Raw genomic sequence first — 26,938 nt, 5'->3', positions numbered from 1 at the left:
GGCACTTCGACGAAGGCGGCCATGTCCACCCAGCTCACCCAGCTCAACGAACTCCTCGCCGCCATCCTGCCGGCGAACCGCTTCTACGCCGCCAAGCTCGGCGAGTGTGGCCCCTTCGAGAGCCTCGAAGAGTTCAGTCGCTCGGTTCCCTTCACCACCAAGGACGAGCTCGCCGCCGACCACGAAGCCCACCCGCCCTACGGCACCACCCACAGCTTCCCGCTCGAGACCTACCACCGCTACCATCAGACCAGCGGCACCCGGGGAAAGCCGCTGATCTGGCTCGATGATGCCGACAACTGGACGTGGATCCTCGACAACTGGGAATGGGTCTGGCGCGGCGCCGGGGTCAACCCGGGCGACACCGCCTTCTTCCCCTTCTCCTTCGGCCCCTTTCTCGGTTTCTGGGCCGGCTTCGAAGCCGCCACCCGCATGGGCGTGCGTGCCGTGCCCGGCGGCGGGCTCTCGTCGGAAGATCGGCTCCATTTGCTGAAAAGATCGCAGTCGACCATCCTCTGCTGCACGCCCACCTACGCCCTGCGCCTCGCCGAGGTCGGCGAGAAGACCGGCATGCCCGTCAACTCGCTGGGCGTTGAGAAAGTCATCACCTGTGGAGAACCCGGCGGCAGCATCCCCGAAGTGCGGGCAAGGATCGAAGCCGCCTGGCACGCCCGCGTCTACGACCACCATGGTATGACCGAAATCGGCCCGGTTTCCGTCAGCTCCGAATCCGACCCGGACCTGCTTCTACTACGCCATGAGTCGTACTTCTGCGAGGTCATCGACCCCGACACCGGTCAGCCGGTCGCCGCAGGCGAAACCGGTGAACTGGTGCTCACCACCCTCGGTCGCCATGGTTCCCCGCTTCTCCGCTATCGCACCGGCGATCTGGTGAAGCCCGTCCCGCACGGCGAACACTTCGCCCTCGAAGGGGGCGTGCTCGCCCGCTGCGACGACATGGTCGTCATCCGTGGCATCAACATCCACCCCAGCGCCATCGATGCCGTCGTCCGCTCCGTCGAAAGGATCGGCGAGTACCAGGTCGAAGTCGACCAGCGCACCGCCCTACCCGAACTTCGGATCTCCGCGGAAGGCCCGGAAAAAACCATCACCGAGCTTCAACAACGCCTGCGCTCCACTTTCAGCCTGCGCATTCCCGTCACCCTTGCGCCCGCCGGATCCCTTCCTACCTTCGAAGTCAAAGCCAAGCGCTGGACCATCATCAAATAGCGTGACTGGAGCATCCTGCTCCAGTCAGTGGCCGGAGCGTCCCGCTCCGGTGCCAAATACAGACGGACCAAGATGGTCCGCACACCTACTGGAGCAAGATGCTCCAGCCACATGCCATGATCTCCGCCCAACAGATTTCCAAGTCCTACGAAACACCCGGCGAAACCGTCGAAGTGCTGAAAGGCCTCTCGCTCGAACTCGCCGACGGCGAAGCCGCCGCCATCACCGGCCCATCCGGCTGCGGCAAGACGACCCTGCTCAACCTCCTCGGCGCTCTCGACCGACCGACCTCAGGTTCCATCGACATCGGTGGCCAGAAAATCGCTGAACTCAGCGACGAGGAAGCCACCCACTTCCGCAACCACTCGCTCGGCTTCGTCTTCCAGCAGCACTACCTGCTGCCCCAGCTCAGCGTGCTCGAGAACGTGCTCGTGCCCCGCCTCGCCGGCGACTGGCAGGAGTCCGAAAGCGACACCACCGACCGCGCCCGTGACCTGCTCGAGAAAGTCGGACTTGGCCACCGCCTCAACCACCTCCCATGGCAACTTTCCGGCGGAGAAAAGCTGCGCACCGCCGTCGCACGCGCCCTCGTCAATCAGCCCAAGCTCGTCCTTGCCGACGAACCCACCGGATCGCTCGACCCCGCCTCCACCGACACCATCGCCGACCTCCTGCTCGAGCTGAATCAGGACCAGAAAACCACCCTCCTCGTGGTCACCCACAACCACGCCCTCGCCCACCGTATCGGCCGGACCCTCGAGCTCCGCGACGGAGCCCTTTGGAGTGCGATGGCAAAGTGAGGGACGAACGTCGACACCGCTTTCGAGCCAACCCACCGACCCCATGAATTTCTGGACAGTGATGAGCCCTCAAAGCAGCGACATCAGAGCCACCCAAGACCCGGCGGCGCAGCCGCCCAGCGTCCCACTTTTCGCTTTCTACTTCTCACTCGCCACTCCCGCGAAGCGGACCACATGAACTCACTCCAATTCATCCTCCGCGGGCTCAAGCACCACCGCACCGGCTACCTCGGCGTCCTGCTCGGCTCCGCGCTGGGAACCATGGTGCTGCTCGGTGCGCTCTTCGCCGGGGACTCAGTGAAGTCCACCTTGCGCCAGATCGCCGAAGAACGCATCGGCAAGACACGCAACGTCCTCGTCGGCGGCGAGAACCTGTTCCTCGCCGAGCTCGCAAGCGAAGTGGGAAAGGACACCGCCCCCGTCCTCCAGATCCAAGGTCAGGTCAGCGAGCCCACCGGACGGACCATCGGCCAGACCGACATCTTCGGCATCAACGAGCGCTTCTGGGACTTCTCCATTTCCAGCGACAAAGGACCCACCCCACGAATCAGTGAGAAGGCATGGCCGATCAACAAAGAGCTCGCCGACTCGCTCGACCTCGGAGTCGGAGACACCCTCATCGTCCGCCTCCGGAAGCCCTCCCTCGTCACCGGCGACGTGCCGCTGGCCGACAACGATGACGAGATCATCACCCTTCGCGGCGAAGTCTCCCACATCCTTGAGGACGGGGAAATGGGGCGCTTCAGCCTCGCTCAGAGCCAGCTGAACACCCCCAAGGTATTCCTCCCCCTGCCCGCACTCGCCGAGGCCATGGAACAGCTCCCGGCCCGCGCCAACCTCCTCCTTTCCCGCGACCCGATCGACCCCGCCACGTTTGAAAAGCGCGTCCGATCCTCCATGAGCCTCGCCGACTACGGCCTGTCCATCGTCGACGCGCCCGAGAACGGCCACCTCGCCATCCGCAGCGAGCGCATCTTCCTCAGCCCCACGCTTGAAGCAAAGATCCGCGCAACCTTCCCACGGGTCCGGCCCACCCTCACCTACCTTGTCAACACCCTCGCCGCCAACGAACGGGAGACCCCCTATTCCATGGTCACCGGCGCCGACCCGACCCTGGCCACCTTCGTGCCGGACGACCTCAAGGACGACGAAATCGCACTCAGCTCATGGGAAGCCGAGGATCTCGCCGCCCAGCCCGGTGACACCGTGCGCATCAGCTACTACGTCCTTGGTAAGAACAACCGGCTCACCGAAGAGCACGCCGAGTTCACCGTGCGGCACATCTACCCGCTCGAGGGCGCCGCCGCCGACAAACAATGGACCCCCGACTTTCCCGGAATCACGGAAGCCGAGACCAACGCCGACTGGTCCAGCGGACTACCGCTCGACATGAAGCGCATCCGCGACAAGGACGAAACCTACTGGGACAATCACCGCGGCACCCCCAAGGCCTTCATCACCCACTCCGCCGCCGCCAAGCTCTGGCAAAACCGTTGGGGCTCCGCCACCGGACTCCGATCCGCCGTGTGGGACATCCCGCAGGAGCAGATCGAAACGAAGCTTCTCAACGTCTTCGAACCCCTTGATGCCGGACTCCACACCCGCGACATCGCCAGCGAGAGCACCGCAGCAGCTTCCTCACCCGTCGACATCGCCAGCCTGTTCCTGAGCATGTCCTTCTTCCTCATCGTCGCCGCCGTGGCCCTGACCGCCATGCTCTTCCGCTTCAACATCGAGCAGCGCAACACCGAGTCAGGCCTGCTCACCGCCGTCGGCATCCCGGCCAAGAAGATCCTCCGCTGGCGACTCGGCGAAGGGCTCGTCATGGTCACGCTGGGCGCCCTGCTCGGCGCCGTCCTCGCCTTCGCCTACACCCGCGGCCTGCTCCTCTTCCTCGAGAAAATCTGGAATTCGGGCGGAGAGCGCCTGTTCCAATTCCACGCCTCGCCCGCCTCCATCGCCGGCGGCGTGATCGGCTTCGTCATCCTCATGATGGCCACCATCTGGCTGGTCACCCGCAAGCAGGGCAAACGCTCGGCCTCCCTCCGCCTGACCTCCGGCAGCGAGGAAATCCCACCCACCAGCCATCGCAAACGCCCGCGCCTGATCGCCCTCATCTTCGCCCTCATCGGCATCGGCTCCCTCGCCGCCTCCTCCCAACTCGGCCCCTCCTCCGCCTTCTTCCTCTCCGGCTTCTGCTTCCTCATCGCCGGCCTCGCCCTCTGGAAATCGGTTTTCCAACTCACTTCACGACCCAAGTCCTCCAATCACGGTCCCACGCCAGAACCCGAGCACCAGCCGGACCGCGGACTTCAGTCCGCCCCACCATCCAAGCCACCCAACAACGCAGCGCAGCCGTCAAATCCCTCACTTTCTACTTCTCACTTTTCACTTTCCACTCCAGCGCAGCTGGCCAAGACCAACCTCGCCCGCCGACCCACCCGCTCCCTCGTCGCCATCGGCACCCTCGCCTCGGCCATCTTCCTCGTCATCTCCGTCACCTCCTTCCAGAAACACGGCGCCGGCGAATGGCAGGACCCCACCAGCGGCACCGGTGGCTACGGCGTCTGGATCGAGACCGCCAGCCCCCTCATCCGTCAGGCTTCCGGCCAATTCGAATTTGAGAGCGATGACATCAACACACTCCTACCCGTGCGTGTCGGCACCGGCGATGACGCCTCCTGCTTCAACCTCAACTCCGTCGCCAAGCCCCGCCTGCTCGCTGTCGACACCACCCAGCTCGAAGGCCGCTTCTCCATCAAGTCCACCGCCGAAGGCATCGAACCCAGCTGGGCAGCGCTTCGAAACACGCCATCCCCATCGGACCGCGAGCTTCAGCTCGCCCCGGAGTCCGAGCAGGCAATACCGCTACGAGCCTTCATTGACGAAACCACCCTCCTCTGGGTCCTCAAGAAGAAGCCCGGCGACCTCATCGAGTACACCGACGAATTCGGTACGCCATTCACCGTAGAAATTGCCGGCACCCTCACCGAGTCCGTCTTCCAGGGCAGCTTCATCATCGACGAAGCCGCCTTCGTCAAACGCTACCCGTCCTCGCCCGGCTACCGGATCTTCCTTGCCACCACCAGCAAAGCGCCCGCCGAAGCCAGGGCCGATCTCCAGCGTTCCCTCACCGACCTCGGCGCGACCATCAGCCCCACCGCCGAGCGCATCGCCGCCTTCCACAGCGTCGAGAACACCTACATCTCCATCTTCAACGTCCTCGGAGGACTCGGCGTCATCCTCGGCAGCGCCGGACTCGGCCTCGTCACCGCGCGCAACCTCGCCGAACGGAAGGATGAGTTCGCCATGCTCCACACCATCGGCATCTCCCGCCGGATCACCCGCTCGATCATCACCCGCGAAGTCCGCAGTCTGATCCTCGCCGCACTCCTCATCGGCCTCATCGCCGCACTCATCTCCATCCTCCCCTCACTCCCCCAACAACCCGCTCCGGGCATCACCCTCGCCTGGATCGCCGGACTTGCGCTTCTGACCACCGCCTGCGCCACTCTCAGCGCATGGCTCGCCTATCGCAGCCAGAGGAACTAGGCAGATGCCCCGTACTTGACCGACCCCTTCATCCCACAGACTGTGGATCCGATCGATGAACGAACAGGTGGCAAAACAGGTTCTGGCCGTGCAGGGCTATGTGGAACTCGGACTCCTCTCCGATGCCGAAGAGGAGCTGAACTCGATCGACCCGAATCTGGACGTCGCGGGCATGCTTCGCTGTGACCTCTACTCACGCCAATCGAAGTGGCCGGAGATGAGGGAACTGGCCGAGCGACTCGCCCGCCAATCACCGCAGAACTCCCAGTGGTGGATCAGCTGGGCCTATGCCGTGCGACGCATCGAGTCGGTGGATGCCGCCCGTGAGATCCTCGTCGAGGCAAGAGAGTCTCATCCCGACGAGCCGATCATCGTCTACAACCTCGCCTGCTACGCCTCGGTGTCGGAGAACTACGATGAAGCCCGCGAACTACTCGACCAGGCCATCGCCCTCGACGCCGTGTGCAAGGAAATGGCGGCCAAAGACGACGATCTGAAGCCCCTGTTTCAGGAGTGAACCAAGTTCAGGCCCACCCCTCTTGCCCGGGAGCCAATCCTACTTCATCACCGGAGTCGTGAACTCGGTCTCCGCGTGATGGACCCCGAAGCCCACATGGCTGATGCTGGTGAAGGATTCGGAAAATGCCGTGCGGATCACCTTGTCTCCTGCCGACAGCTTGGCCTCCCTACGGTCGAGATCGACGTCCAGCCGGTATTCCGTTTCCGCATGGAAAGTCGCCTCGACCCTCTTATCGTTGCCCCAGGTCGCATCGTTCTCAAACAGGGTGATCTCGTTGGAACCCAACCACGCCCCTCCACACAAGGCGGCGACGGCATCCTCGTCACTGGCAAGCAGAAGGAAGCCGTTCTTCTTCGCTGATTTTCCCGCGGGCTTCATGCGCCAGGTGAAACTCACCGTCCCCGTGGTCACCGGTTCATCGAGCTTGCGCAGCACCCACTGCCGTGGGCCATCCGAACCGACCCGATAGCCACCATTCACTTTGCGCAGGGTCGCCTCGCCTCGATAACCATCCACCTTCGTCTTTCGTGCTGCCACTCTCGCCTCCTCCACCGCCGGGCGGACCTCGGGCAGATAGTCCTCACCGGCAACCGGTAGCTCCTTGCCCTCCAACCGGATGACAAGACCCGGAGCCGACAGATCACCTTCGGACCCGGCCGCCGTGCCGATCTGCTCCAGAAGCTTGCCGGGAAGCACCAGTCGGCTTCCTTCCGTCACAACCTTGGAGCGGATGTCCACTGCCTCATCCGCGAGCAAGTCTTGCGCCCACACATGCTCCAAACCCGTGAGCGGTCCTGCAAACTCAAGCGTCAAAGACTCGTAGTGCCCGACGATGCCAATGGGCTGGGAAGCATCCTTGATCCTCACCGTGACCCTTGCCCGCGGCTCGAACCACTTCTGGTCCGGAGCCACCCGACCTTCGACGGCAATGCCGGTCGGCCCGTTCGGGTAGGTCGTGGTGCACACAAATGGCGGCGGGCCGTCGCAATCCACCACCGCGAGCGGCATGTTCCGGGCCATCACGGCCGGAGCACTCTGGCTGACCATCTTGCCGTAGGTGTTCGACGCCCAGGTATCCCATTCGGTGAACTGGCATCGATCGATCAGTTCGGTTTCCGAGGAAAGATAGACGCCCTCACCCGCGGGGAAAGCCGGAGCGATCCGCGCCCATCGACCGAAGCGGTCCACTTCGTTGATCCGCTTCTGCATCGTCCTCGGACCCGACAGCTGGTGGTGTAGGTCGCGTCCCTTATAGGTCCGCTCGCCCATCTCGGGATGGCGTTTGCTGGCCACAAGCACGCCCAGGCCGACGGCCACATTGCAGTCGTCCTGCACGTTGAGAACCGCCCGGTACTCCGGCTGCTGCTGGGTTTGCTTCAGGATATCATGGGTCCTCCTCAGCGTGGTGGAGGTCATCAGCAACGGCGAGGCATCGTAAGTACGAAAGACATCGGAGTGCTTCAGGCACTTGAGCATCGGTTCCCTCAGGCTTCCTCCAAAGTCATAGACCGAAGGATAGGCGGGCAGATCACGATCCCACTTCGGGTTGAGGTTCCCTCCCGCACCCGTCACGTACTCGAGGACCAGTTCGGGGAAGATCTCCTGTTTGGCCTGGTACGAGTGGAAGGCCGCCGTGTCACCGCCGTCGATCTTCCAATAGCGGATGTCCGCATCCTTCGACCACTCGACGAAGGTGCGGGCCTGATCGGGCGTGATGTTCCCGCGAGTCCAGATCCCGAGGGAGTTCCAGCCCTCCGCCTTGATGTCCTCGTTGAAACGCTTGAGGAGTTCACCCGGTTCAAGACCCGCATATCGCGGAAAATCCTCTTCCTCCGCCACAAGATTGAAGAACGCCGGACCACCTGCAATGCGCTTGGATGGGTCCTTCGTCTGCCAACCGTGATCAATCAGGAAAATATAGTCCTGACGGCTGTTCGGAAGATACGTAGTGGCCCATCCATCCTTCGGATTGAACAAGGTGTGCTCATTGAGCTCGTCACGAGCAGCCGCATTCGTGACTCCCTTGAGCGATTTGAGATCCGAACCACGACCAATCCAGTAGTTCTGCGCATACCAGGTGCACCAGTAGTTGGGTGCCGACGAAGGGTCCTCTGGAACAAGTCGCGGCGGCGCGGCAGCCAGGGAGGCAAAGAGTCCGATGAGAAGCATCGAGATGATCAGCGATTTCATGGGCATGGCTTGAATGACTGAACTTCGTTTCGTTCAAGAATCGACGCTTGGATCGGCATGGATTGAAGCTCCGTATCCGAAATCCGCTTCGGGATCATCTGGCGCTCACCTTGAGCGCCGAGGCCGAGTAATGAACCCGATCCCGGGAAATCGTCTTCATATCCGGAACCTCGGGGTAGCTCGTGAGAAACCGATGCTCGTCGATCAGGTTGATCAGGTAATGGGTCGTCCCTTCCGGAAGCTCGGCAGTGACCTTCAATCCGTCCTCGAGCGTCGCGGGCATGCGGAACCATTCCTCGTAGCGTTCCCCGCCGTTGAGCGTGTAGAGGAGGTCGGCTTCCACCACCTTCGATCCCTGTTCCTGGTAGGAAAAGCTCACCTTGCTCCCGGAACGGCTCTCCGACACCACTTTCGGCACCTGTTTCTTGTGCGGCAGGGCATGCTTGGTATGAGGGTTGTAGTAGGGAAAACTTGCCTTCATTTCCGCCAGCGCCGCATCCAGCCTGGCCGCCATCTGCTCGACCTTCTCGGGAGCGGACTTCGCCAGATCATTCGACTCCTCGATGTCCTCACGCTGAGGCTTTCCATCGATGGTGCGGTAAAGCCGGAACAACTGATACGGTTCCGCCGCCGGGTTGGCCACGTGGTCGTACTTGCGGATCAGCTTCCAGTCCCCCACCCGGATCGTGCTCTCCATCGCCACGCTGTGCGGGAAATGCCAGACCATCGTGTCGCGAACCTTGCCGTCCGCATCACGCACGAGCTCCGGGTCACCCGGATCCTTCACCAGCAGGGGCTTCAGGTCACATCCATCCAGAGGCTTGTCCTTCGGTGGCTTCGCGCCCGCGAAGGACGCGATGGTCGGATAGAAATCCAGACCGTTGATCATCACCTCCGACTGCACACCCTCATCGATTCCCGGACCGGCCATGATCAATGGCACCCGCGTGCCACCCTCACGGGCCGAGATCTTGCCGCGGTCCAGCGGTGCGTTGTCGGTGATGATCTCACCGGGGTGACGTTCCATCCCTCCATTGTCGGACGTGAAGATGATGTAGGTATTCTCGATCAGCTTGTGACCCGGCCAACGGGGGTCTTCCGTCGTCGCGAGATGATCGATCAACTGCCCGACGTAGTGATCCAGTTGCTCGACCATCGCACAGTAGAACGGGTTGTTCTGCCCCTCCACCTCCCACTTGTCCGGATCCGTGGGAAACGACACATCGAGCTTCTTGCAGTATTTCTCGAGCAAGGCCTTGCTCCGCGTATGGATGGGCGTGTGGACCAGCCAGGTGGCGTAGTAGAGGAAGAACGGCTTGTCCTGGTTCTTCCTCACGAACTCCAGCGCATCTTCCGTCGTCTGATCGATGGGAAATCCATCCTTCCCCAAGCGGTGCGGCATCTCGCTGGTGGGCGTGTCAAAGCCGGTCAGGCGGTTCTTCGTCGGGATGGAAGTACCGCGGTGCGACCGCGTGAAGTCAAAGCCCTGGTCCTCGGGCTGCGGGTAGGCATGGTGATTGATCGCCATGTGCCACTTGCCGCTGTGTCCGGTCACGTAGCCCTGCTGCTTGAGCAGTTTCGGCAGGGTCAGCTCATCCGCAGGCATCCGCCCGCTGTACCACGGCGGCATCAACCGATGCTGTGCCACGCTGTAGGGCGTCGGCGGGCCGCCTCCCACGACGTGGGTCTTCTGCGCCCGCGCCGGGTGGACACCGCTCATGATCGCACAGCGGCTGGGCGCACAGGTCGGTGCCGGCGAGTAACCTTGCCAGAACATCACCCCGCGCTTGGCCAGCGCATCAATGTTCGGGGTCTCCATCGGCGAGGGTTCGTCGACATCGTAGCACTTCACATCCTGCCATCCGAGATCATCGGTTAGAATCAGGACGAAGTTGGGCTTCTCGGGACGTCCATCATCGTTGCCATACGCAGGCCCCATCAGCACCGCAGCCGCGGCAAGCAGCACCAGAGCGACACCGAACCGCTGCGGTCGGTTTCTTGTCGGACGGGCGGCAGCGGTCGGATCAGCGGAGCTCATCGGGGGTTTCATGGGTGGATGGGCATGGAGCTCAGCAACGGCTTGCCGCCACTCTCCTGCCCACATGGAAACGGGCTCTCCGCGGTAAAGCTTACAATTCCGGGCAAGCTGGGAATGACATCGACCGGCACCCCCAATCGCCACGCCAACCGACCGCTTCGCCCTCGCTAGCGCAATTTTCCCGCCGCAAGGCGCTTCGCCATCTGCGGGAAAAGAATCCAGTGCGCCGGAAGCACCGCAAACCAGTAGAGGCGACCCAACAGGCCTTGGGGCCGGAAGGTCGCGGTCTGGACGAGTTCACCCTCGCTGATCCGGAAGTCGAGCCACCCTTCTCCAGGCAGCTTCATCTCGGCATAAAGAATCAATCGCCCGGCCACCGGGTCCGACAGAACCACCCGCCAGAAGTCCAGCGCATCACCGGCCCGGAGTTCACTCGGATGCCTTCTGCCCCGGCGCGTCCCGATCCCTCCGGTGAGACGGCTCATCCACCCCCTCAGTTCCCACGCCCAATTCATCGACGGCCAGCCATTCTCGCCACCCAGCGACCAGACCGCCCGCTTGACCTCGTCTTCCCCGGTGGTGAGCGGCACCTTCTGCCGGTCTGCATACACCCCATGCTCGGGGACCCTGATCGCATCAATGAAGCGTGGGTCCAGCGAGCCACCGACCAGGGAGTTGAACCACGTCGATGGCACCCGGTTCTGCGCGATCCTCGACAGCGCCAGATCCACGGCCTCCTCGTAGGAGCACAGATCGACTTCCACCAGATCACGAATCCGGTGCTCACCACACACGGTTTCATGTTTCATGGAATCCACCAGTGCCTGCGCGAGGCCGAAACGGGTGGAGGTCATCAGGTAGAGCCACCACGACGACAGTCGGGGGCTGAGGAAAGGCACCGGAACGAAGTGGCGCTTCAATCCGCGCACCTTCGCATAGCCCGAGAGCAAATCACGGTAACGTAGTACTTGAGGGCCACCGATGTCAAAGGTGGCATTCTCGGTTTCCGGCACGGCGAGGATGCCGGTCAGATAACCGATCACACTGCGGATCGCGATCGGCTGACAGCGGGTGTTCACCCACCGCGGACAGATCATCACGGGAAGTTTCTCCGCCAGATCACGGACGATCTCGAATGACGCGGATCCCGAACCCACGATGATCGAGGCCCTCAATACGGTCACGGCAGCACGCCCGCTCTTCAGCACCTCCTCGACACCGCGCCTCGATTCCAGATGCTTCGACAGCTTGTCGGATCCTCCACCCAGCCCACCGAGGTAGATCACACGGCGACACCCGCTCGCGTCCATCCAGCCCACGAAATTCCTCGCCGCCTCCTGCTCCTGCACGGCGAAGTCGCCCGCCCCGCCCATCGAATGCACGAGGTAGTAGGCCGCATCGATCTCCACAGGCAGCCGCGGCAGCCCATCAGGCTGAAGCAGATCCCCTTCGATGATCTGAAGCTGCTCGCCAGATTTGGAAAATTCGTCGACCGGGAAACGGCGACGATCCCGAACCATGGTATACACCGTGTGTCCCGCTTCCAGAAGCGCGGGAAGCAAGCGCAGGCCGATGTAGCCGCTCGCACCTGTTAGCAAGACATTCACACGATCAGACTCGGTCAGCCGCGCGCAATGTCGAGAGGAGATGTCCGCGGTGCCGATCTACGCTTCGAAGCGGTCCTGAATCACCACCTTGCTGTCGGGAAGTCGCGCGCCACGTGGCCACGCCGGCTTGGTTTCCTTGCCCACCGCGATCATGAAGCTCAACGCATGATCATCCGGAAGCTGGATCAGCTCGGCAACGGCCTCGGGATCGAAGCCCACCATCGGGCACGAGTCGTAGCCCATCCCCTTCGCGGCAAGCATCAGGGTCATCCCCGCGAGAGCGGACGAGCGGATCGCCTCATCGCGGATGAGTTGGTCCTTCCCTTCGTAGAATGGGCGGATGGCCGGACCGAGGATGTCCTGCACCTCTTGCGGCGCATGGGACCAATAGACCGCAGGATCCTCTTCATGCGCCTTCAGGTCGGCACACATGATGAACAGGACCGAAGCATCCGTCACCTGCGCCTGATCCCACGCCACCGCACGGAGCTTTTTCCGCAGCTCGGCGTCCCGGACCACCACCAGACGGTAGTTCTGCATGTTGAATGAGGACGGGGCCAGTTTCGTGAGTTCGATCAGACGGGCCAGATCGCCCTCAGGCATGACATGCTCCGGATCATAGTGCTTCACGGAGCGACGGTTCTCGATGGTTTCCAAGGTATTCATGATGTGAGGCCAATGGGGCAACGGATCCATGGAGGCGCAAGGGAAAAGGATCTCCCGATGGCAACCAGACCATCGGAAGACCCTGGAGGAGGAAGCTCAGGCCGCATGCAGCGCAGCCGTGATCCGCTCCTTGGACTGGACTCCTTGGAGACGCTCCACAAGTTCCCCATTCTTGAAGACCAGAAGCGTCGGAATGCTGCGAATCTGGTAACGCACCGCCAGCTCCTTGGCCTCGTCGACATTGACCTTGGCGACGACCGCATTCCCCGCCTGCTCGGAGGAAATCTCATCGATCACCGGCCCAAGCGCCTGGCAAGGGCCGCACCAGGGCGCCCAGAAGTCGACCAGCACCGGCTGGGTTCCCTCCGCGATGAGCTCATCAAAATCCTTCGTGTTCAGTTCGTTTGCTTTCATTTCGTTTCGTTGGGTTGGGTGATTTCCACCGGGGCCTGCCCCGATGACTCGGCGGCAAGCTCCTGCTCATATCTTGCACAAGGCGCACAATGACCTCGCTCATCCGCCCAGCCGGGATGCTGGGCCTGAATGCTCAAATGGACGTTCCGTCTCGCTTCCGCGAAACCCGGGGAGCTCTGCTTGGTTTTCATGGTTCCTCAAATTCAACCCACCTACCGGCAGGCTTCAATCATGAGAGACCAGACCGGTCTGTCTATTCCGAGAAATGAACAAAATTTTGGATCTCAGGAAGCGTCCAAGGCCTCGATCAGGTCCACCCACCCAACAGCAGCGCCGCCCTCTTCGCCTTCTTCACCGGCCACAGTGCCCTCACATTCTGGGCTTCGGTGGCCGCCCCCGTGTGAAGCAGGAACCAAGCATCCCCCAGGTGCTTGGCCTTCTTCTTGCCTGATTCGTGCTGGGAGGCCAGTTCCCGCCAGAACGCCCTGGCCTGAGCGCGATACGTCTCGACCGGTCCCCGCAAACCGTGGTCTGGCTGGGTCATCGCCGCCGTCACACAAAAGGGACAACCGGGAAAATTCTCCTGCTTCAACCAGTCCTGTAGGCCATCGAAGCGCTCTTCCAAGCGCTCCTTCACCGGTCGTGGATCAGCCAGCAGATGTTCCTGCGATCGGGCCGACTTCTCGGCCTGATCCTGCAGCCAGGCGGCGCACAGCATCTCCTTGCTCGGGAAATGCTGGTAGAAGGTCGCCTTGGCCACATCCGCCTTGGCGATGATCTCATTGATGCCCACACACTCATACCCACGCTCGCCGAAAAGGGCGGCCGCAGCGTTCAACAATCGGTCACGGGCAGCAGTCATGCCACCATGACAGACCATCCTGTCTGGCATTCAAGTCAACATTTCCACAACCCCCCCCAGCCTCCGGAGTTGCTCTGGCCGGCGGCATCCAAGGCCCTCGTTCAGGCACGTCGGCGCCTTGGCTCGCGATCCCACGCGCCGACACGCGATAACGGAATCCTCAGCATCACCCAATGGGGCTAATGTGTAGCGTTCCCCCACCCTTTCACCCCCATGCCCCCGTCCCAAAGCAAGGTTCAGATCGCCCCACTTGCGTGCTCGATGCTGCGCAAGCCAGCCGCTTCCGGCCAAGCCATCCAGCAAGTCGTCGTCCGAACGAACGGCGCGGTTTCGGCCCCCCGTCTCGCCCGGGCATGGGAGGAATGCGTGGCCTCCATGGAAGTCCTCCGCTGCGGCTTCGACTTCAGCAGCGGCTCTCCTGAACTCATCGAGCGCGTGGTCAGGAGCCCGATGGAATTCTGCACCGAAGAGGTGGACTTGGAGGCATGGCTTCAGGACGATCGGCGACGACCCCTCGACTTGGCAGCCAGCGTGCCGTGGCGCTGCCACTATCTCGAGCGCGAGCAGGTCTGGGTCTGGACCGTCCACCATGCGCTACTCGACGGGCGCTCCCTCACAGCCATCACCAAAGCCTTCCTGACTGAGGTCGAAACACCCGGTTCCATCCGGGAACATCCCACCAAGGTGTGGCAGGAACCGGATCCAAGCGCCCGTGCGGCGGCTTGCCGCTATTTCAAGGACCTCGCCAGACAGATTGACGACCTTCGGCCCGAGTTCCCGGGTGATGAGCATCATCCATCGCGGGTTTCCCGCGTGATGGGAGCTTCCATCCTGAGGCTGATCACCGAGCGGGCGGAGGAACTTGAGGTGACACCTGCCTCGGTCGTCACTTGGGCGTGGGGTCAGGCCGTCGCTCTTACCTGCGGTGCCTCCACCGTCGCCATCGGGCAAGTCCGGTCCGGCCGCCCCCAACCCGGACGCATGGGGTTCTCGATGAATACCCTGCCTGTCGTCATCCCCCGGGAACGCGCCGGCACGGAGTCACTCGGCGAAGTCCATGCCCAGCTGCGTGGACTTCGAGCATTCGAAAATTTCGCCTCCGATCAGCTGGCCGAGCTCGGCTGGGAACTGGCCGACGGACCATGGCCCGGTGGAGTCGTGATGGTCGAGCGAGGCACCTTCGCCCACCAGGTCCAGCCGCCGGAGTGGGTCGAGTCGATCGAAATGCTCGAGGAAAGCGGCGAACCCTTGCTCGCTTCCGCCTACCTCTCACCCCAGCTGCAGCTCGAAGTCGAGTTTGATGGCCGGTCGGTCGGCAAACAGGGTGCATCCGTGCTGCTCGGGATTTGGAGCGAGATCCTGGTCCGCTTCGCCACCGTCCCGGAGCAACCCCCGGTCCAACTTCCCCAGGGCATCCTCCTCCAAAGCGCAGCTCTTGAGAGCTCGGAGCCGAGCGTGGGCCACGAGCATCTCGCCGTGGCATGGCAACGGGCAGCCCGCACCTATTCCGACCGAACCGCCGTCCAGACCGAGGATCTGAAGATCACCTATGCCGAACTCGACCAGCGTGTGGAGCACCTCGCGGCCCGCCTCGAAATCAGCGGCATCGTCGCCGGCTCCATCGTCGCAAGCGAGCTCAAGGATTGCGCCTTCTTCCCTACCGTCCTGCTGGCCTGCGCCCGGATCGGCGCGATCCATCTGCCCCTCGATCCCGACCTGCCGCTGGAGCGCCGACGGGCCATGGTCTCCGATGCCGCCCCCGCGATCATCCTCACCGACCTGCCCGTCGAGGGCGGACGGCACGGACTGAGAACCATGAGTCTGGATCACCAAGCCTCCTCTCAGGTCGTTTCATTACGTCCCGAGGATCCGCGAAGCCCGCTCACTCTGCTTTACACCTCAGGTTCCACCGGGAAGCCCAAGGGCGTGATCATGACCCACGGCGGAGTGTGCAATGAAGCCCATGCCATCGCTCGCGAGGCCGGCTTGGCTCCGGGCGAAAAACTCCTTCAGTTCGCCTCGCCCGGCTTCGACGCCTCGCTGGAGGAAGTCCTCTCCACCCTGCTTGCCGGTGCCACCCTCATGCCGCGGCCGGAGAAACTCAAAGCCGATTTCCTTGCCCTCCAAGACTACATCGAAGCCTACGCCATCAGCGTCCTCGACCTGTCGACCGCCCATTGGGCCGCGTGGTGCGCGTGGATGAAATTCGAGGGACGATCCATCCCGACCTCGATCAAGACCACCATCATCGGGGGCGAACGCGCGACCGGCAGCGCCGTCGAGGACTGGTTCGATTGCGGCGGACGGAGTCACCTTCTCCTCAATACCTACGGCCCGACCGAGGCCTCCGTGGTTGCCAGCGTCGAGCGCATCGACCGCAGCTGGAATGGCTCGGGAGATCCCACCATTGGACGACCGCTTCCCGGTGTCCACGTCCGGATCGGCGATGCGGAAGGAAATCCCATCCCCCCTTTTGCCGCCGGCGAACTGTGGATCGGCGGGGACTGCATCGGCCCCGGCTACTGGCAGGATCCTGAGAGAACAAAGGAAGCCTTTCATCAACGCGAAGGGCTCTCATGGTATCGGACCCGTGACCGGGCCTGCTGGGAGCCGACCGGACACTTGCGCTTCCTCGGCCGAGTCGACGACCAGCTCAAGATCCGCGGCAACCGGATCGAACCCGCCGAGGTAAGCCGCGAACTGGAGAACTATCCCGGCATCTCCGCCGCCCACGTCGGCCCCGTGCAAGGCCCCGACGGAAACCTGGCCCTCGCCGCGTGGATCCGCTGGGCCACCCCGCCGACCGAGCGCTGGCCGGCAAAACTCCGCGAGCACTGCCGAGCCCGCCTGCCCGCCGCATCCATCCCCACTCGCTGGGCAGAAGTGTCCGAGTTCAAGCTCACCGAGCGGGGCAAGATCGACCACCGCAGCCTGCCGGATCCAAACCTCACCGCCAGCAGCCACCTCAATGACGAAGCCCCCGAAACCCCGACCGAAATCCAGCTGGCGGAGATCTGGAAGAAACTTCTCGGGCTTTCGTTCATCAGCCGGGACGAATCCTTCTTCGAGCTCGGAGGAGACTCCATCAATGCCCTGCGGATGTTTGCCGAGGTATTCCGCCAGTTCGGACGTCGGATGCCAGTCTCGACCCTGATCGAAACACCATCCTTGCGCGGACTCGCAGCCATTCTCGAGCAAGGTGGATCGCCGGACCCCGGTGGGCCCCAACTCCAGACCATCTCTGAAGGAAACACCGAGCTTCCCCTCATCTGTCTTCACGGCGGAGACGGCGGAGTCGTCTTCTACCGCCGCGCGGCACGTGTGATCTCCACCGACCGGCGGATCCTCGCGATCGAGTCGCCGCTGCTATCCATCGATGGCTCCTTGCCCGAGCGATCGGTCGAGGAAATCGCCCAATCCTACCTCGAGGAAATCCTGAAGGATCAACCCTCCGGTCCCTATCGGCTTCTGGGCTATTCCTTCGGCGGCCTGCTAGCCTACGAAGTCGCACGCCTCCTCCTCGACCGCGGCGAAGAAGTCGCCTTCCTCGGCATGGTCGACACGCTGAATCCCACCGTGCCGACGCCGGCCTACAATCTCCTCGAACGAGCAACCCGCTGTTGGGAGACCTCGCCCGACCCCAGCTTCCACGGTCGGCTTCTTCGTCTTGCCAGCCGCGCCAGCGAAGGACTGGCTACCCATCTGAAGGTGCGAAGTGAAGAGCGCGAACTGCTTCGGGCCACCGAGAGCGAGCCCTTCAGCCCCCTCCGTGCCCTTCAGGTCCGCGCCGTCCACGAACGGGCCGGTAGAGCCTTCGAACCGAAGCCGATCGAAACCACCCTACACCTGTTCCGAGCTGGCATTCCAAGCGACAAGCACTTCATCCCCGACGACTACGGCTGGTCGCGACTCGTGCCACGGCTGGTCGCCCAGAACGCAAAGGGCTCCCATCTCACCATGTTCGATGATGAGAACTTCCCGCACCTCGCCACCCTGTTGTCATCCGCGCTCTCGCCAGCGGCGCACTGAAGCTCATTCCCGAATTCCTCCTCGGTCCGATCCGCGCCCGGCTCAAGACCGAGCAAACCCCCACACCTTCACCGCAGCCTTGAGAAGGTCAGGCCTCCCTACCTGCACCCCGACCGATGGTTCGGGAAAAAGAATCGATGTGCAATGAGGCGATGGAGCCCCCAGGGTAGGGGCGAAACATGAACGAAGAAGAGCACGTCCAGATCGCCGACGGACGAACCATCAGCTACGCCGAATACGGTGACCCAAAAGGCCGCCCGGTGTTGTTTTTCCATGGCTGGCCAAGCAGTCGCTACCAGGCCGCCTATCTCGATCCCCTCGCCCTCGAACGTGGACTGCGAATCCTTGCCCCGGACCGCCCGGGAATCGGAGGCTCCACCCCCGTGCCCGACCGGCACTTCGAAGATTGGCCGGCCGACGTCGCCGCCTTCGCCGATGCCCTCGGGATCGGACGCTTCGCCATCTTCGGGATCTCCGGTGGCGGCCCATACACCCTGGCCACCAGCGCCACCCTCGGCGATCGGGTCATCCGCGCCGCAGTTGCGTGTGGAGCTCCGCCACTCGGCGAAAAGGACGACCGCGGCCACATGCACTGGGCCTACAAGACCCTCGCCTCCTCGCGCAGACTCCGCCGAGCCATGCTTCCCGCCCTCCTTCCCTTCAGCCGCTGGATGGTCGGACGCGGCGCCACCCATGCGCCGATGTCCTGGATGCTGAAGAGCGTGCCCCACCGGGACCGGGAGGCCCTGTTCTCACAAGGTGGCTGGGACATGGTCACCCGAAGCTACCTTGAGGCCATTCGCAACGGCCCCGACAGCGTCCTCAGCGAAGGAGAGCTCTACCTCAGCGGTTGGAATTTCGACGTCTCCTCCATCCGCGTTCCCATCCGCTTCTGGCACGGCAAGGCGGATGCCAACCTGCCCTGCCATGTCGCCCAGCGACTCGCCGAGAAAGTCCCCGGCGCCGAAGGCTGCTGGGTCGAGGGTGAAGGCCACTATTCCCTCGCCGTCTTCCACTCCGACGAAATGCTCGATTGGCTGGGCAACACCAGCTGACCGGACCTTTCCGGGAAAAACGAATCCATATTCAAGAAATCTCTTGCACGAACTTGATTGCAGGTATCATGTTGCGCCCAACAGCGGATCTCAACCGCAAACCAACAACCTGAAATCAATGAAACCAACCCTCATTCACTCTGTCGTCATCGCATCCCTCGGACTGGCTGCGCCGCTCGCCCTCGGCGAGTCCATGCCTCCCACCGCCGAAGAGCAGAAGGCCCTCACCCCGAAAGCAGTGCTCGACGACCTGATGGCCGGCAATGCCCGCTACGTCGCTGAGACCCCGGAAGCGTCCGATGTTTCGGACCGCATCGACGCCGGCACCAAGGGCCAGTGGCCGATGGCCTACGTCCTCTCCTGCGTCGACTCCCGGGTTCCCGTCGAACAGGTCTTCGACCAGGGAATCGGTGACGTGTTCGTCGGCCGCGTGGCCGGCAACATCGAGTCCACCGAGCAACTCGGGTCCATGGAGTTCGCGACCGCAGCCGCTGGGTCCAAACTCATCTTCGTCCTGGGCCACGAAGCCTGCGGTGCCGTCAAAGGCGCCTGTGACGGTGTGAAACTCGGCAACCTCACGGACCTCCTCGCTGAAATCCAGCCTGCGGTCGATGGGGTGACCGGCGTCGAAGGCGACCGCAGCTCGAAGAACAAGGAGTTCGTCGACGCTGTCATCGAGAAGAACGTTCAGAAGACCATCGCCGACATCCGCGAGCGCAGCGAGGTGATTGCAGACCTTGAGAAGAAGGGCTCTGTGATGATCGTCGGAGGCATCTACTCCCTCGAGACCGGCAAGGTCACCCTGCTTGAGTCAGACAAGTAATCGTGTGTTGGAACCTACATCTCCTGTCTGATTGAAAAAAGCCTCCCGGTTCGCCGGGGGGCTTTAACTCAGGAGATCGAGCAGTTCGCCGATGTTGTGGCGATTCTCGAGAGGGTGGCGCAGCCGCGCCCGCCTGCGAATCGAGTAGGTATTCCTCCGCCCCTCCTTCTTCACCTTGAGAATCCCCTCGGCGGTAAGCTCCGCCAGGATGCGCTGCACCGCCCGTTGCGTGATTCCGACTTCATCCGCAAGATCCCGGATCCGCATTGACGGTTCCCGGGAGAGGACCACAAGAATGTGCATGTGGTTCGTCAGGAAGGTCCAGCCGATCTGGCTCCCTTCATCTTGCGAGGCTCTACTTTGCATGAATTCTAAGTCACGAGAGATTAGGCATCAATCAATCGGCCATGTGACCCTCTCCGTCAAGTCAATCTCCACCCTCTGAACCATTGGACCTTCTGACCCAAAACCTGATTTCCCCCGTCGTGCTCGCCTTCGTCCTCGGCATGATTGCCCGCTGGATTCGGAGCGACCTCGAGATCCCGAGTGCCATCTATCAAGGCATGTCGATCTACCTGCTCTTCGCCATCGGGTTGAAAGGCGGAGTGGCTCTCTCCGAGACCCCGGCCTCGGAACTCGTGCTTCCACTCGGACTCACCCTGGCGCTCGGATGCCTGACTCCCCTCTCGGCATTCTTCTTCATGCGTTGGTTCGGGAAACTCGGAAAGGTCGATGCGGCAGCCACGGCAGCCCACTACGGTTCGGTCTCGGCAGTGACGTTCATCGCCGCCATCGAGGCCGTCAAACTCTCCGGCATCCCTTCGAATGGATACCTCCCTGCCCTGCTGGCCGTCCTTGAAGTGCCAGGGATCATCATCGGTCTGCTCCTTGCCCAGAAGAGCCAAGCAGGCGGCATGAAACATGCGCTTCGCGAGGTGGTCACCGGCAAAAGCATCTTCCTCATGGTGGGCGGTCTCGCCATTGGCGCAGCCTGCGGTCAAGCGAAGGTGGACAGCGTGGCTCCCTTCTTCATCGCACCGTTCAAGGGCGTGCTGTGCCTGTTCCTGCTCGAGCTCGGCATGGTCGCCGCCAGCCGGGTGCGGGATCTGCGCAGCACCGGCCTGAGGCTCGTCATCCTCGGCTGCTTCCTCCCTGCCTTCCACGGCGCCATCGCCACAGCCTGCGGGGTCTGGATCGGCATGGCTCCCGGCGGTGCGGCGATTTTCGGAGCGATGGTCGGCAGTGCGTCCTACATCGCCGCCCCCGCCGCCGTACGGATTGCCTTGCCGGAAGCCAGCCCCGGCATCTATTTGACGCTGTCACTCGGAGTGACATTTCCCTTCAACCTGAGTGTCGGGATCCCGATCTTCATCAAGCTTGCCGAAACCCTCTCCCACGCACCGACTCCATGAAAGTTCCTCTCAGCCTCCTGACCATCGTCACTGAAGGGCTACTGAAAGAGCCCATGATCGAGCTGCTTCGTCGACATGGCGCCACAGGTCACACCATCACCCGCGCCGATGGCGAGGGATCCCGCGGGGTCCGCGCCAAGGATTGGGAAGGACCGAACCTCAGGTTCGAATGCATCCTCTCCCCGGAGGCGGCCGACGCCGCACTCGACGAGGTGAGTGAACGCTACTTCGAGAACTACTCGGTGATCGCTTGGGTCACCGAGGTCAAGGTCGTGAGGAGCACCAAGTTCTCCTCGAAAGACTCTGCGGAGTCCTGACCCATCTGCCCCTTCACGGGAACAAGGAAAGGCCGGGAAAGCTCCAGCTTCCCCGGACTTGGTTTTTGCAACACTCCGCTCCGTTCCGGAGACTTCAAACAACCGGCTCCAGCTCGGGCTCTTCCACCTCCGCGGAATCGTAGTTGGGCAGGAGATAGCGGAGCAGCGCCCCGGCGCCCCCATTGCGCTCCAGCAGTTCGCAGTTCTGCACGGTTTCGATCGGCACTCCCCGCTGGCTCGCCAGGCGAACCAGATCCTCCTGGTCCTGCTTGAGCAAGCTGCTCGAAACGACCAGGCATTCGACCCGGCCCTGACCGAGGGCGCGACGAGTCGCCTCCACGCCGACGACCGCCAGCCCGCCAGCCCGCACCGAGCTGACCAACAACTGGACGGTCCCATGGGATTCCTGCGCCTCGGCTTCGAGGAATGAATTCACTGCTTGAGAGATCACATCCTTGAGGCGTTGGTCACTGATTCCCGTTTTGATTTCGCCGATCAGCTTGTGCTTCAGATGGCTTGGCAGTGCATCCGTCAAACGGTTCACGTAGCGGGCATCGCCCGCGATGATCAGCGAGTTGTGGCCCCGCTTCGCCATCAGGCTTTCGATCACCGCAATCTTGTCCTTGAGGAACCGACGGTTTCTCTCACGGCGGTGGCTGGCATAGTGTTCCCGGGTCCACTCCCTTCCGATCCGCTCCCGCAGCGACGGACGCTCGGTGAGCAGCTCGACCGACTGGCTTCCGAGGTTCACTTCGATGATCCGCGCCGACTCCGCCGTCGTCAGTGCCACCACGAACCGATTGAAGCGATCCTTCAACTCCACGAGGGGATAGATCACCGCCAACTCGTCGACGTGGTAGCGGCTCTCGAGCGGCACCTCGAACTCCATGGGGAGGAAAAGCGGATGTTCGCCCCAGCGGCAGAAAACCGCCGCGGAGAGACCTTTCGCCTTCATCAACCAGGACTCGATCTCCTCGGTGGCATCATCGAACTCCTGCCGGCGAGCCCCGGAAAAGGTCTGCCGTGTCAGTTCCGTCCAAGCCTGGAAGTCCCGCAGTGCCGAGGCGTTCCCCTTGCTCAGATCGAAGAATGCACTGACCAGCGGCGACCCACAGGTCGGGAGGCTGGCCAGGGCAATCAGATGCTTTCTCAATTTTGCGTAGTTCATGTGCTTGTTGGTAACGGCTCATTTTTACATGCATTCTATTTCGTGCAACTTGTTTCTGTTTTATTCGTCCGATCTGCAACGGGGCGCTCCAAGCTCCCGCTGCCCGTGCATCCTTCCGCACTCCCTGGGGGGCCTTGCCGGAGGTTCATCACCGACCAGCAAAACCCTCCCCATGTGGAAGGGTCGAATCGGGGTCACCCCTTTGACCACGAGGCAGAAACCAGCCTCCTCATTCGGAGCCGTTGCCGGCTTTCCGCTCGACACCGGACAGCCCAAAAACAAGCATTTCTCAGTGAAGCGATTTCTGCATCCGATTGCCGGCTGCCTCGTCCCGCTCGCTTGCCAGGCCGATGTGAGTTCGACCTACTACAGCGAGTTTGACGGGCAGTCGATCGACATCGATGGCGATGGCGTGCCGGACATCGCCTCGACCTTCTTCAGCTTCGAGGAACAACGTTTCTACTTCACGCTCAACCTGGACTACACCGACATTCCGGGGACTTTCGCCACGGCAAATGGTCAGACATTTGCAGGAGTGCATTCCGCCTCCGCTCAAAGTCGGGACGCCTTGCGCTCGGCCGCAGGATTCGAGATCGATTTCGTTCCACCGGAGAATCTCCAAAGGGAGGAACGCTGGCCGATCGGCGGCTACGCCGGCGCGTCCGCCGAGGCCCCCATTACCGCGCTGTGGTACTACACCAACCAAGGGCGGGGAACCGAGCCCTTCCACCTCGTCGGCGTCATCCTCGACGCCACCGAGTATTTCTCGGACGATCCGGTCCCCTTCATCCACATCCACTACCACTATTACGGTGAGGTGGTCGAGCGGGGCGCTCCCTTCGTTTGCTCACTGGCTGAAACCGGCTTTTCAACCGAACTCGACGAGGCCTTCAAGGCCGAAGCCGAATTCGAAGGTGCCCGCAGGGTCCGGTTCTTCATCCCGAGCGGACGATCGGGATGGCTCTACCAGCTCTATCGCCGTGGCCCTACCGGCTCTGTTGAGATGGTCAAGGAGGTGACCGGCGACAACAAGGGCTTGATCCTCGAGTGGGACGACCGATCGCGAAATGCGAGGAGCGCATTCTTCTGGATCAAGGAACAGAGCGACGTCGCACTGACTCCGGGATTCTGAAGCAGCGATCGTTGCTGGGAGCAATCCGGGACCCATCACCCGACCCCGAATCGGGGTAAGACCCGAGCGGATCCGGCAATCTGTCTGGATCCATGATGCCTGCAATCCTCGAACTCGACGCAACAACAAGGACCCGCACGACACTTTGGTTTGAATGAATCGCCGGTGACGGACAGTTTTCTCACCGTGAAGTGTCTGCTGCCCCTCATCCTTTCCCTGTCTGCCACGGCCAATGACCTGGCCGACACGCCGGAGTTTGCCCATGCCATGGGCATCGAAACGAGGACACTCAACGGGCTGCCGGTGGTCTTCCACTACGATCGCATTCGACCCGATTTCGAAGACCGGGCGGACAACCCGTTCAGAGTCAGGAAGTCGCTCGACGGCCCGTGGGAGTTCCGCTTCGACCCTGCCAACACCGGGCTTCAAGGGAAGGAAGCATGGACGCAGGTCAGCGTGCCCCACTGCTGGGACAACATGCCGGGCGGACGGTTCTGGGACTGGTCGGACCGGACTGCGAACAATCCACCCATGTATGATGGGGCCGCCTGGTATCGGCGGGATTTCGAACACAAGGGCGAAGAGGGAAAGGCCCACCGACTGGAGTTCCTCGGGGTGCCCCACCGGGTCCGCGTCTTCCTCAACGGGCAATTGCTCGCACGCCACGAAGGAGGAGGCCAGCCGTTCTCGATCGATGCCACCCCGGCGCTCCTGGATGGCACCAACACGCTGGCAGTCCAGATCATCCGGCTTCCGAATTTCCGGCCGAAGAAGGACGAGAGCGGCTTCGACGAGATCGAGTATGTCCACACGCGCCATCCGAAGGCCCCCGACAACTGGCCCTATGCCGGCATTCCCCGCTCGGTGTCACTGATCAGCGAGAACCCACTGACCATCCGCAAGGCGCAGATCAGAACCCGGGACGGCAAGCTGGAAGCCGCCGTGTGCGTGAGCAACCACGGTCAGCAGCGCCGAGCTGGTCAGGTCCGCATCGTTTCCGCCGCCATCGCCCTCCCTGCCCCAAAGGCATTCGACCTCCAGCCCGGTGCCCACGCCGTCATTCGGTTCAGCACACCGATCAAACCGGGTGCCGGACTCTGGGCTCCCGGCGCTCCGAACCTCCACCAACTTCTCACCACGCTCGAGATCGACGGCTCTCCCGCCGATCAACTTCAAACGACCTTCGGCATCCGCAAGTTCGAGATTCGGGGGAACACCTTCGTCCTCAATGGGAAGCCCGTCTTCCTGAAGGGAGTCGCGTTCTATGAGGAACACCGTAGCCGGGGAAATGCGCTGACACGGCAGGACCACGAGGACTTCTTCAAGCTCACCCGCGATGCCGACGCCAATTTCATCCGCCTCCACGTCGCCGAGCGCCACCCTTGGACCTACCAGATGGCGGACCGCGACGGCATCATGCTGTGCGGGGAATGGGGAGGATTCTGGTACAAAGAGAAGTCGATGGACCAGCAGACGAAGGACCCGAAATCGATCTACCAATCGCTCGGTCGCTGCGCGCTGTGGGATCTCATGAACCATCCATCGGTCGTCATCTGGGGAACCCACAACGAGAGCCACCAGTTCTGCCCGGAGTACGAGCCTTTCGTCGAGATGGGCAAGGAGCTCGTCCGCCAGCATGACTGGCATCAGCGCCCGATGACCTGGGCCGCATGGCACCCGCACAAGGGTTCACCCCACTTCGAACATTCGGATGCCGTCGGCTTCAATGAGTACCGGGGCGCCATGGATCCCTTCGAAGATCTCGATCCCGACCTGAAGCGGGTCACAAAGGAGAACCCCGGAAAACCGCTCATCATCATGGAGAACGGCGGCTGGTCGGTGCTGGGCAAACGAGGCCGCAAGAACCAGAAGGGAACCGAAGACTGGCACGCCGACCTACTACGCCGCCAGTACGAGGTCCTGAACCAGCACACCCCGCCGCTCTCGGGCTACACCTACTGGCTTCTCGTCGACTACCGCTCGCGCAAGACCTACACCGGAAACAAGCGTTCCGACGGCTGGTCGCGCATGGGCATGTACGACGAGTTCGGCAAACCGAAGCTCGTCCGCGATGTCTTCAAGGATCTCTGGAAAAGCCGCTGAAACCTCCGGCCCGGCCATCCGGGTTAGACGATCTTCAGTCGCGCCAGGTCCTGGGTATCGACCAGACCGACCGGCTTCCCTTCCTCATCGAGGACGACCACATCATCGACGCGGTGGGCGCCGATCGTCTTGACCGCCTCCGCGGCAAGCGCGTCGGCCTGCACACTGATCGGGTCACGGGTCATCAGCTCCGCCACCTTCTTTCCGCCGACCATGGGGTCCGACTGGTAGCTGCGGGCGAAGTCACCGTGGGTGAAGATCCCACCAAGAAATCCGCCGGCGGCAAGGACCACACATGCACCCGAGCGGGCCCGGGTCATCGCCACCAGGGCATCCTGCACCGTGGCATCGGAGTCCACGCTGGCCATGGACTCGCCGGACCTCATGATGTCCGACACCTTGGTGAGCAGCGCGCGGCCCAAAGCCCCACCGGGGTGGAAACGGGCGAAATTTTCCTCGGTGAAACCCCGCGCCTGGAGCAGCACCATCGCGAGGGCATCACCCATGACCAGCATTGCGGTGGAAGACGATGTGGGAGCCAGATTCAGCGGGCAGGCTTCCCGGTCCACCGAAGTATCCAGGGTCGTATCGGCATGGCGGGCCAGCGTGGAATCCGGCTTGCCGGTCATCGCGATCAACTTGACGTCGAAGCGCTTGATGTGCGGCAGCAGATCGAGCAACTCCGCGGTCTCTCCGGAGTAGGAAAGCGCAATCACCGCATCCCCGTCGGAAACCATGCCCAAATCCCCATGCAGGGCATTCTGCGAGTTCAGCACCACGGCCGTCGAGCCGGTCGAATTCAGCGTGGCGGCAATCTTGTGCCCGATGTTTCCCGATTTGCCGATCCCCACCACCACGACCTTGCCATGTTCGTCGAGCACCGTCTTGAGCATCGCCACGGCCGAAGCAAAGGAATCATCCAAAGAACCACTCATCGTCCTGAGGGCTTCCGCTTCCATGTCGATGACCTGCCGGCCGTGCTCGATGGGGTTCATGGGGCGATCATCCGCTTCGGGGACG

General features: G+C 62.5%; 20 protein-coding genes. 11 read left to right on the top strand and 9 right to left on the bottom strand.

What is annotated here, in order from left to right; genetic code table 11:
• Positions 1 to 21: 21 nt before the first annotated feature.
• From JIN81_RS07125 to JIN81_RS07110, 4 genes are all read left to right on the top strand, one after another.
• A complete protein-coding gene (locus tag JIN81_RS07125; protein ID WP_200278043.1) occupies positions 22 to 1,230 on the top strand; it encodes a phenylacetate--CoA ligase family protein in 1,209 nt (402 codons plus the stop codon).
• Positions 1,231 to 1,346: 116 nt separating this feature from the next.
• A complete protein-coding gene (locus tag JIN81_RS07120) occupies positions 1,347 to 2,030 on the top strand; it encodes an ABC transporter ATP-binding protein (protein WP_200278041.1) in 684 nt (227 codons plus the stop codon).
• 174 nt (positions 2,031 to 2,204) lie between these two features.
• On the top strand, positions 2,205 to 5,582 hold the full coding sequence (locus tag JIN81_RS07115; protein WP_200278039.1) for an ABC transporter permease: 3,378 nt from the start codon (positions 2,205 to 2,207) through the stop codon (positions 5,580 to 5,582).
• A gap of 55 nt (positions 5,583 to 5,637) precedes the next feature.
• The gene (locus JIN81_RS07110) at positions 5,638 to 6,099 is read left to right on the top strand and encodes a tetratricopeptide repeat protein (protein ID WP_200278037.1); all 462 of its coding nucleotides are present in this window, start codon (positions 5,638 to 5,640) and stop codon (positions 6,097 to 6,099) included.
• 39 nt (positions 6,100 to 6,138) lie between these two features.
• Here the strand turns inward: JIN81_RS07110 and JIN81_RS07105 are convergent, their stop codons facing one another.
• From JIN81_RS07105 to JIN81_RS07080, 6 genes are all read right to left on the bottom strand, one after another.
• A complete protein-coding gene (locus JIN81_RS07105; protein ID WP_200278036.1) occupies positions 6,139 to 8,292 on the bottom strand; it encodes a hypothetical protein in 2,154 nt (717 codons plus the stop codon).
• A 94-nt stretch (positions 8,293 to 8,386) separates the two neighbouring features.
• The gene (locus JIN81_RS07100; RefSeq protein WP_200278356.1) at positions 8,387 to 10,231 is read right to left on the bottom strand and encodes a sulfatase; all 1,845 of its coding nucleotides are present in this window, start codon (positions 10,229 to 10,231) and stop codon (positions 8,387 to 8,389) included.
• Positions 10,232 to 10,497: 266 nt separating this feature from the next.
• Complete coding sequence (locus JIN81_RS07095) at positions 10,498 to 11,937, bottom strand: SDR family oxidoreductase (RefSeq protein WP_200278034.1); 1,440 nt, start codon at positions 11,935 to 11,937, stop codon at positions 10,498 to 10,500.
• A gap of 57 nt (positions 11,938 to 11,994) precedes the next feature.
• Positions 11,995 to 12,603 (bottom strand): nitroreductase family protein, encoded by a 609-nt coding sequence (locus JIN81_RS07090; protein ID WP_200278032.1) that lies wholly within the window; start codon positions 12,601 to 12,603, stop codon positions 11,995 to 11,997.
• 96 nt (positions 12,604 to 12,699) lie between these two features.
• Complete coding sequence (gene trxA, locus JIN81_RS07085; RefSeq protein WP_200278030.1) at positions 12,700 to 13,017, bottom strand: thioredoxin; 318 nt, start codon at positions 13,015 to 13,017, stop codon at positions 12,700 to 12,702.
• Positions 13,018 to 13,324: 307 nt separating this feature from the next.
• Entirely contained in the window at positions 13,325 to 13,879 is a 555-nt protein-coding gene (locus tag JIN81_RS07080; protein WP_200278028.1) for a TetR/AcrR family transcriptional regulator, read from the bottom strand.
• A gap of 213 nt (positions 13,880 to 14,092) precedes the next feature.
• Here JIN81_RS07080 and JIN81_RS07075 point away from each other — a divergent pair, with 213 nt between their 5' ends.
• The 3 genes from JIN81_RS07075 to JIN81_RS07065 all read left to right on the top strand — a co-directional run bounded on the left by JIN81_RS07075 (position 14,093) and on the right by JIN81_RS07065 (position 19,786).
• Positions 14,093 to 17,908 carry a non-ribosomal peptide synthetase gene (locus tag JIN81_RS07075; RefSeq protein WP_200278026.1) on the top strand — a complete coding sequence of 1,272 codons (3,816 nt, stop codon included), beginning with the start codon at positions 14,093 to 14,095 and terminating at the stop codon, positions 17,906 to 17,908.
• 179 nt (positions 17,909 to 18,087) lie between these two features.
• The gene (locus JIN81_RS07070; protein ID WP_200278024.1) at positions 18,088 to 18,963 is read left to right on the top strand and encodes an alpha/beta fold hydrolase; all 876 of its coding nucleotides are present in this window, start codon (positions 18,088 to 18,090) and stop codon (positions 18,961 to 18,963) included.
• 118 nt (positions 18,964 to 19,081) lie between these two features.
• Entirely contained in the window at positions 19,082 to 19,786 is a 705-nt protein-coding gene (locus tag JIN81_RS07065) for a carbonic anhydrase family protein (protein ID WP_200278022.1), read from the top strand.
• A 63-nt stretch (positions 19,787 to 19,849) separates the two neighbouring features.
• On the opposite strand, the gene JIN81_RS07060 is transcribed toward JIN81_RS07065, so the two are convergent.
• Positions 19,850 to 20,152 carry a helix-turn-helix transcriptional regulator gene (locus tag JIN81_RS07060; protein WP_234044554.1) on the bottom strand — a complete coding sequence of 101 codons (303 nt, stop codon included), beginning with the start codon at positions 20,150 to 20,152 and terminating at the stop codon, positions 19,850 to 19,852.
• Between the two features lie 83 nt (positions 20,153 to 20,235).
• On the opposite strand from JIN81_RS07060, the gene JIN81_RS07055 reads away from it, so the two are divergent.
• Complete coding sequence (locus tag JIN81_RS07055) at positions 20,236 to 21,198, top strand: sodium-dependent bicarbonate transport family permease (RefSeq protein ID WP_200278020.1); 963 nt, start codon at positions 20,236 to 20,238, stop codon at positions 21,196 to 21,198.
• Positions 21,195 to 21,515, top strand: coding sequence for a P-II family nitrogen regulator (locus tag JIN81_RS07050; RefSeq protein WP_200278019.1), 321 nt, complete (start codon positions 21,195 to 21,197; stop codon positions 21,513 to 21,515). The genes JIN81_RS07055 and JIN81_RS07050 overlap by 4 nt, the downstream gene beginning before the upstream one ends.
• A gap of 94 nt (positions 21,516 to 21,609) precedes the next feature.
• On the opposite strand, the gene JIN81_RS07045 is transcribed toward JIN81_RS07050, so the two are convergent.
• Positions 21,610 to 22,683 (bottom strand): baeRF10 domain-containing protein, encoded by a 1,074-nt coding sequence (locus tag JIN81_RS07045; protein ID WP_200278017.1) that lies wholly within the window; start codon positions 22,681 to 22,683, stop codon positions 21,610 to 21,612.
• Positions 22,684 to 22,975: 292 nt separating this feature from the next.
• Between JIN81_RS07045 and JIN81_RS07040 the strand changes: the two genes are divergently transcribed.
• Together JIN81_RS07040 and JIN81_RS07035 are read left to right on the top strand one after the other, a co-directional pair.
• Complete coding sequence (locus JIN81_RS07040; RefSeq protein ID WP_200278015.1) at positions 22,976 to 23,815, top strand: hypothetical protein; 840 nt, start codon at positions 22,976 to 22,978, stop codon at positions 23,813 to 23,815.
• Between the two features lie 165 nt (positions 23,816 to 23,980).
• The gene (locus JIN81_RS07035; RefSeq protein WP_200278013.1) at positions 23,981 to 25,918 is read left to right on the top strand and encodes a sugar-binding domain-containing protein; all 1,938 of its coding nucleotides are present in this window, start codon (positions 23,981 to 23,983) and stop codon (positions 25,916 to 25,918) included.
• 23 nt (positions 25,919 to 25,941) lie between these two features.
• Here the strand turns inward: JIN81_RS07035 and JIN81_RS07030 are convergent, their stop codons facing one another.
• Complete coding sequence (locus JIN81_RS07030) at positions 25,942 to 26,913, bottom strand: KpsF/GutQ family sugar-phosphate isomerase (protein ID WP_200278011.1); 972 nt, start codon at positions 26,911 to 26,913, stop codon at positions 25,942 to 25,944.
• Positions 26,914 to 26,938: the final 25 nt, after the last annotated feature.

Origin of the sequence: Haloferula rosea, from assembly GCF_016595525.1 — a bacterium.
In the GTDB taxonomy this organism is placed as follows: Bacteria; Verrucomicrobiota; Verrucomicrobiia; order Verrucomicrobiales; family Akkermansiaceae; genus Haloferula; species Haloferula rosea.
This window is presented reverse-complemented; position numbering and strand designations above follow the sequence as displayed.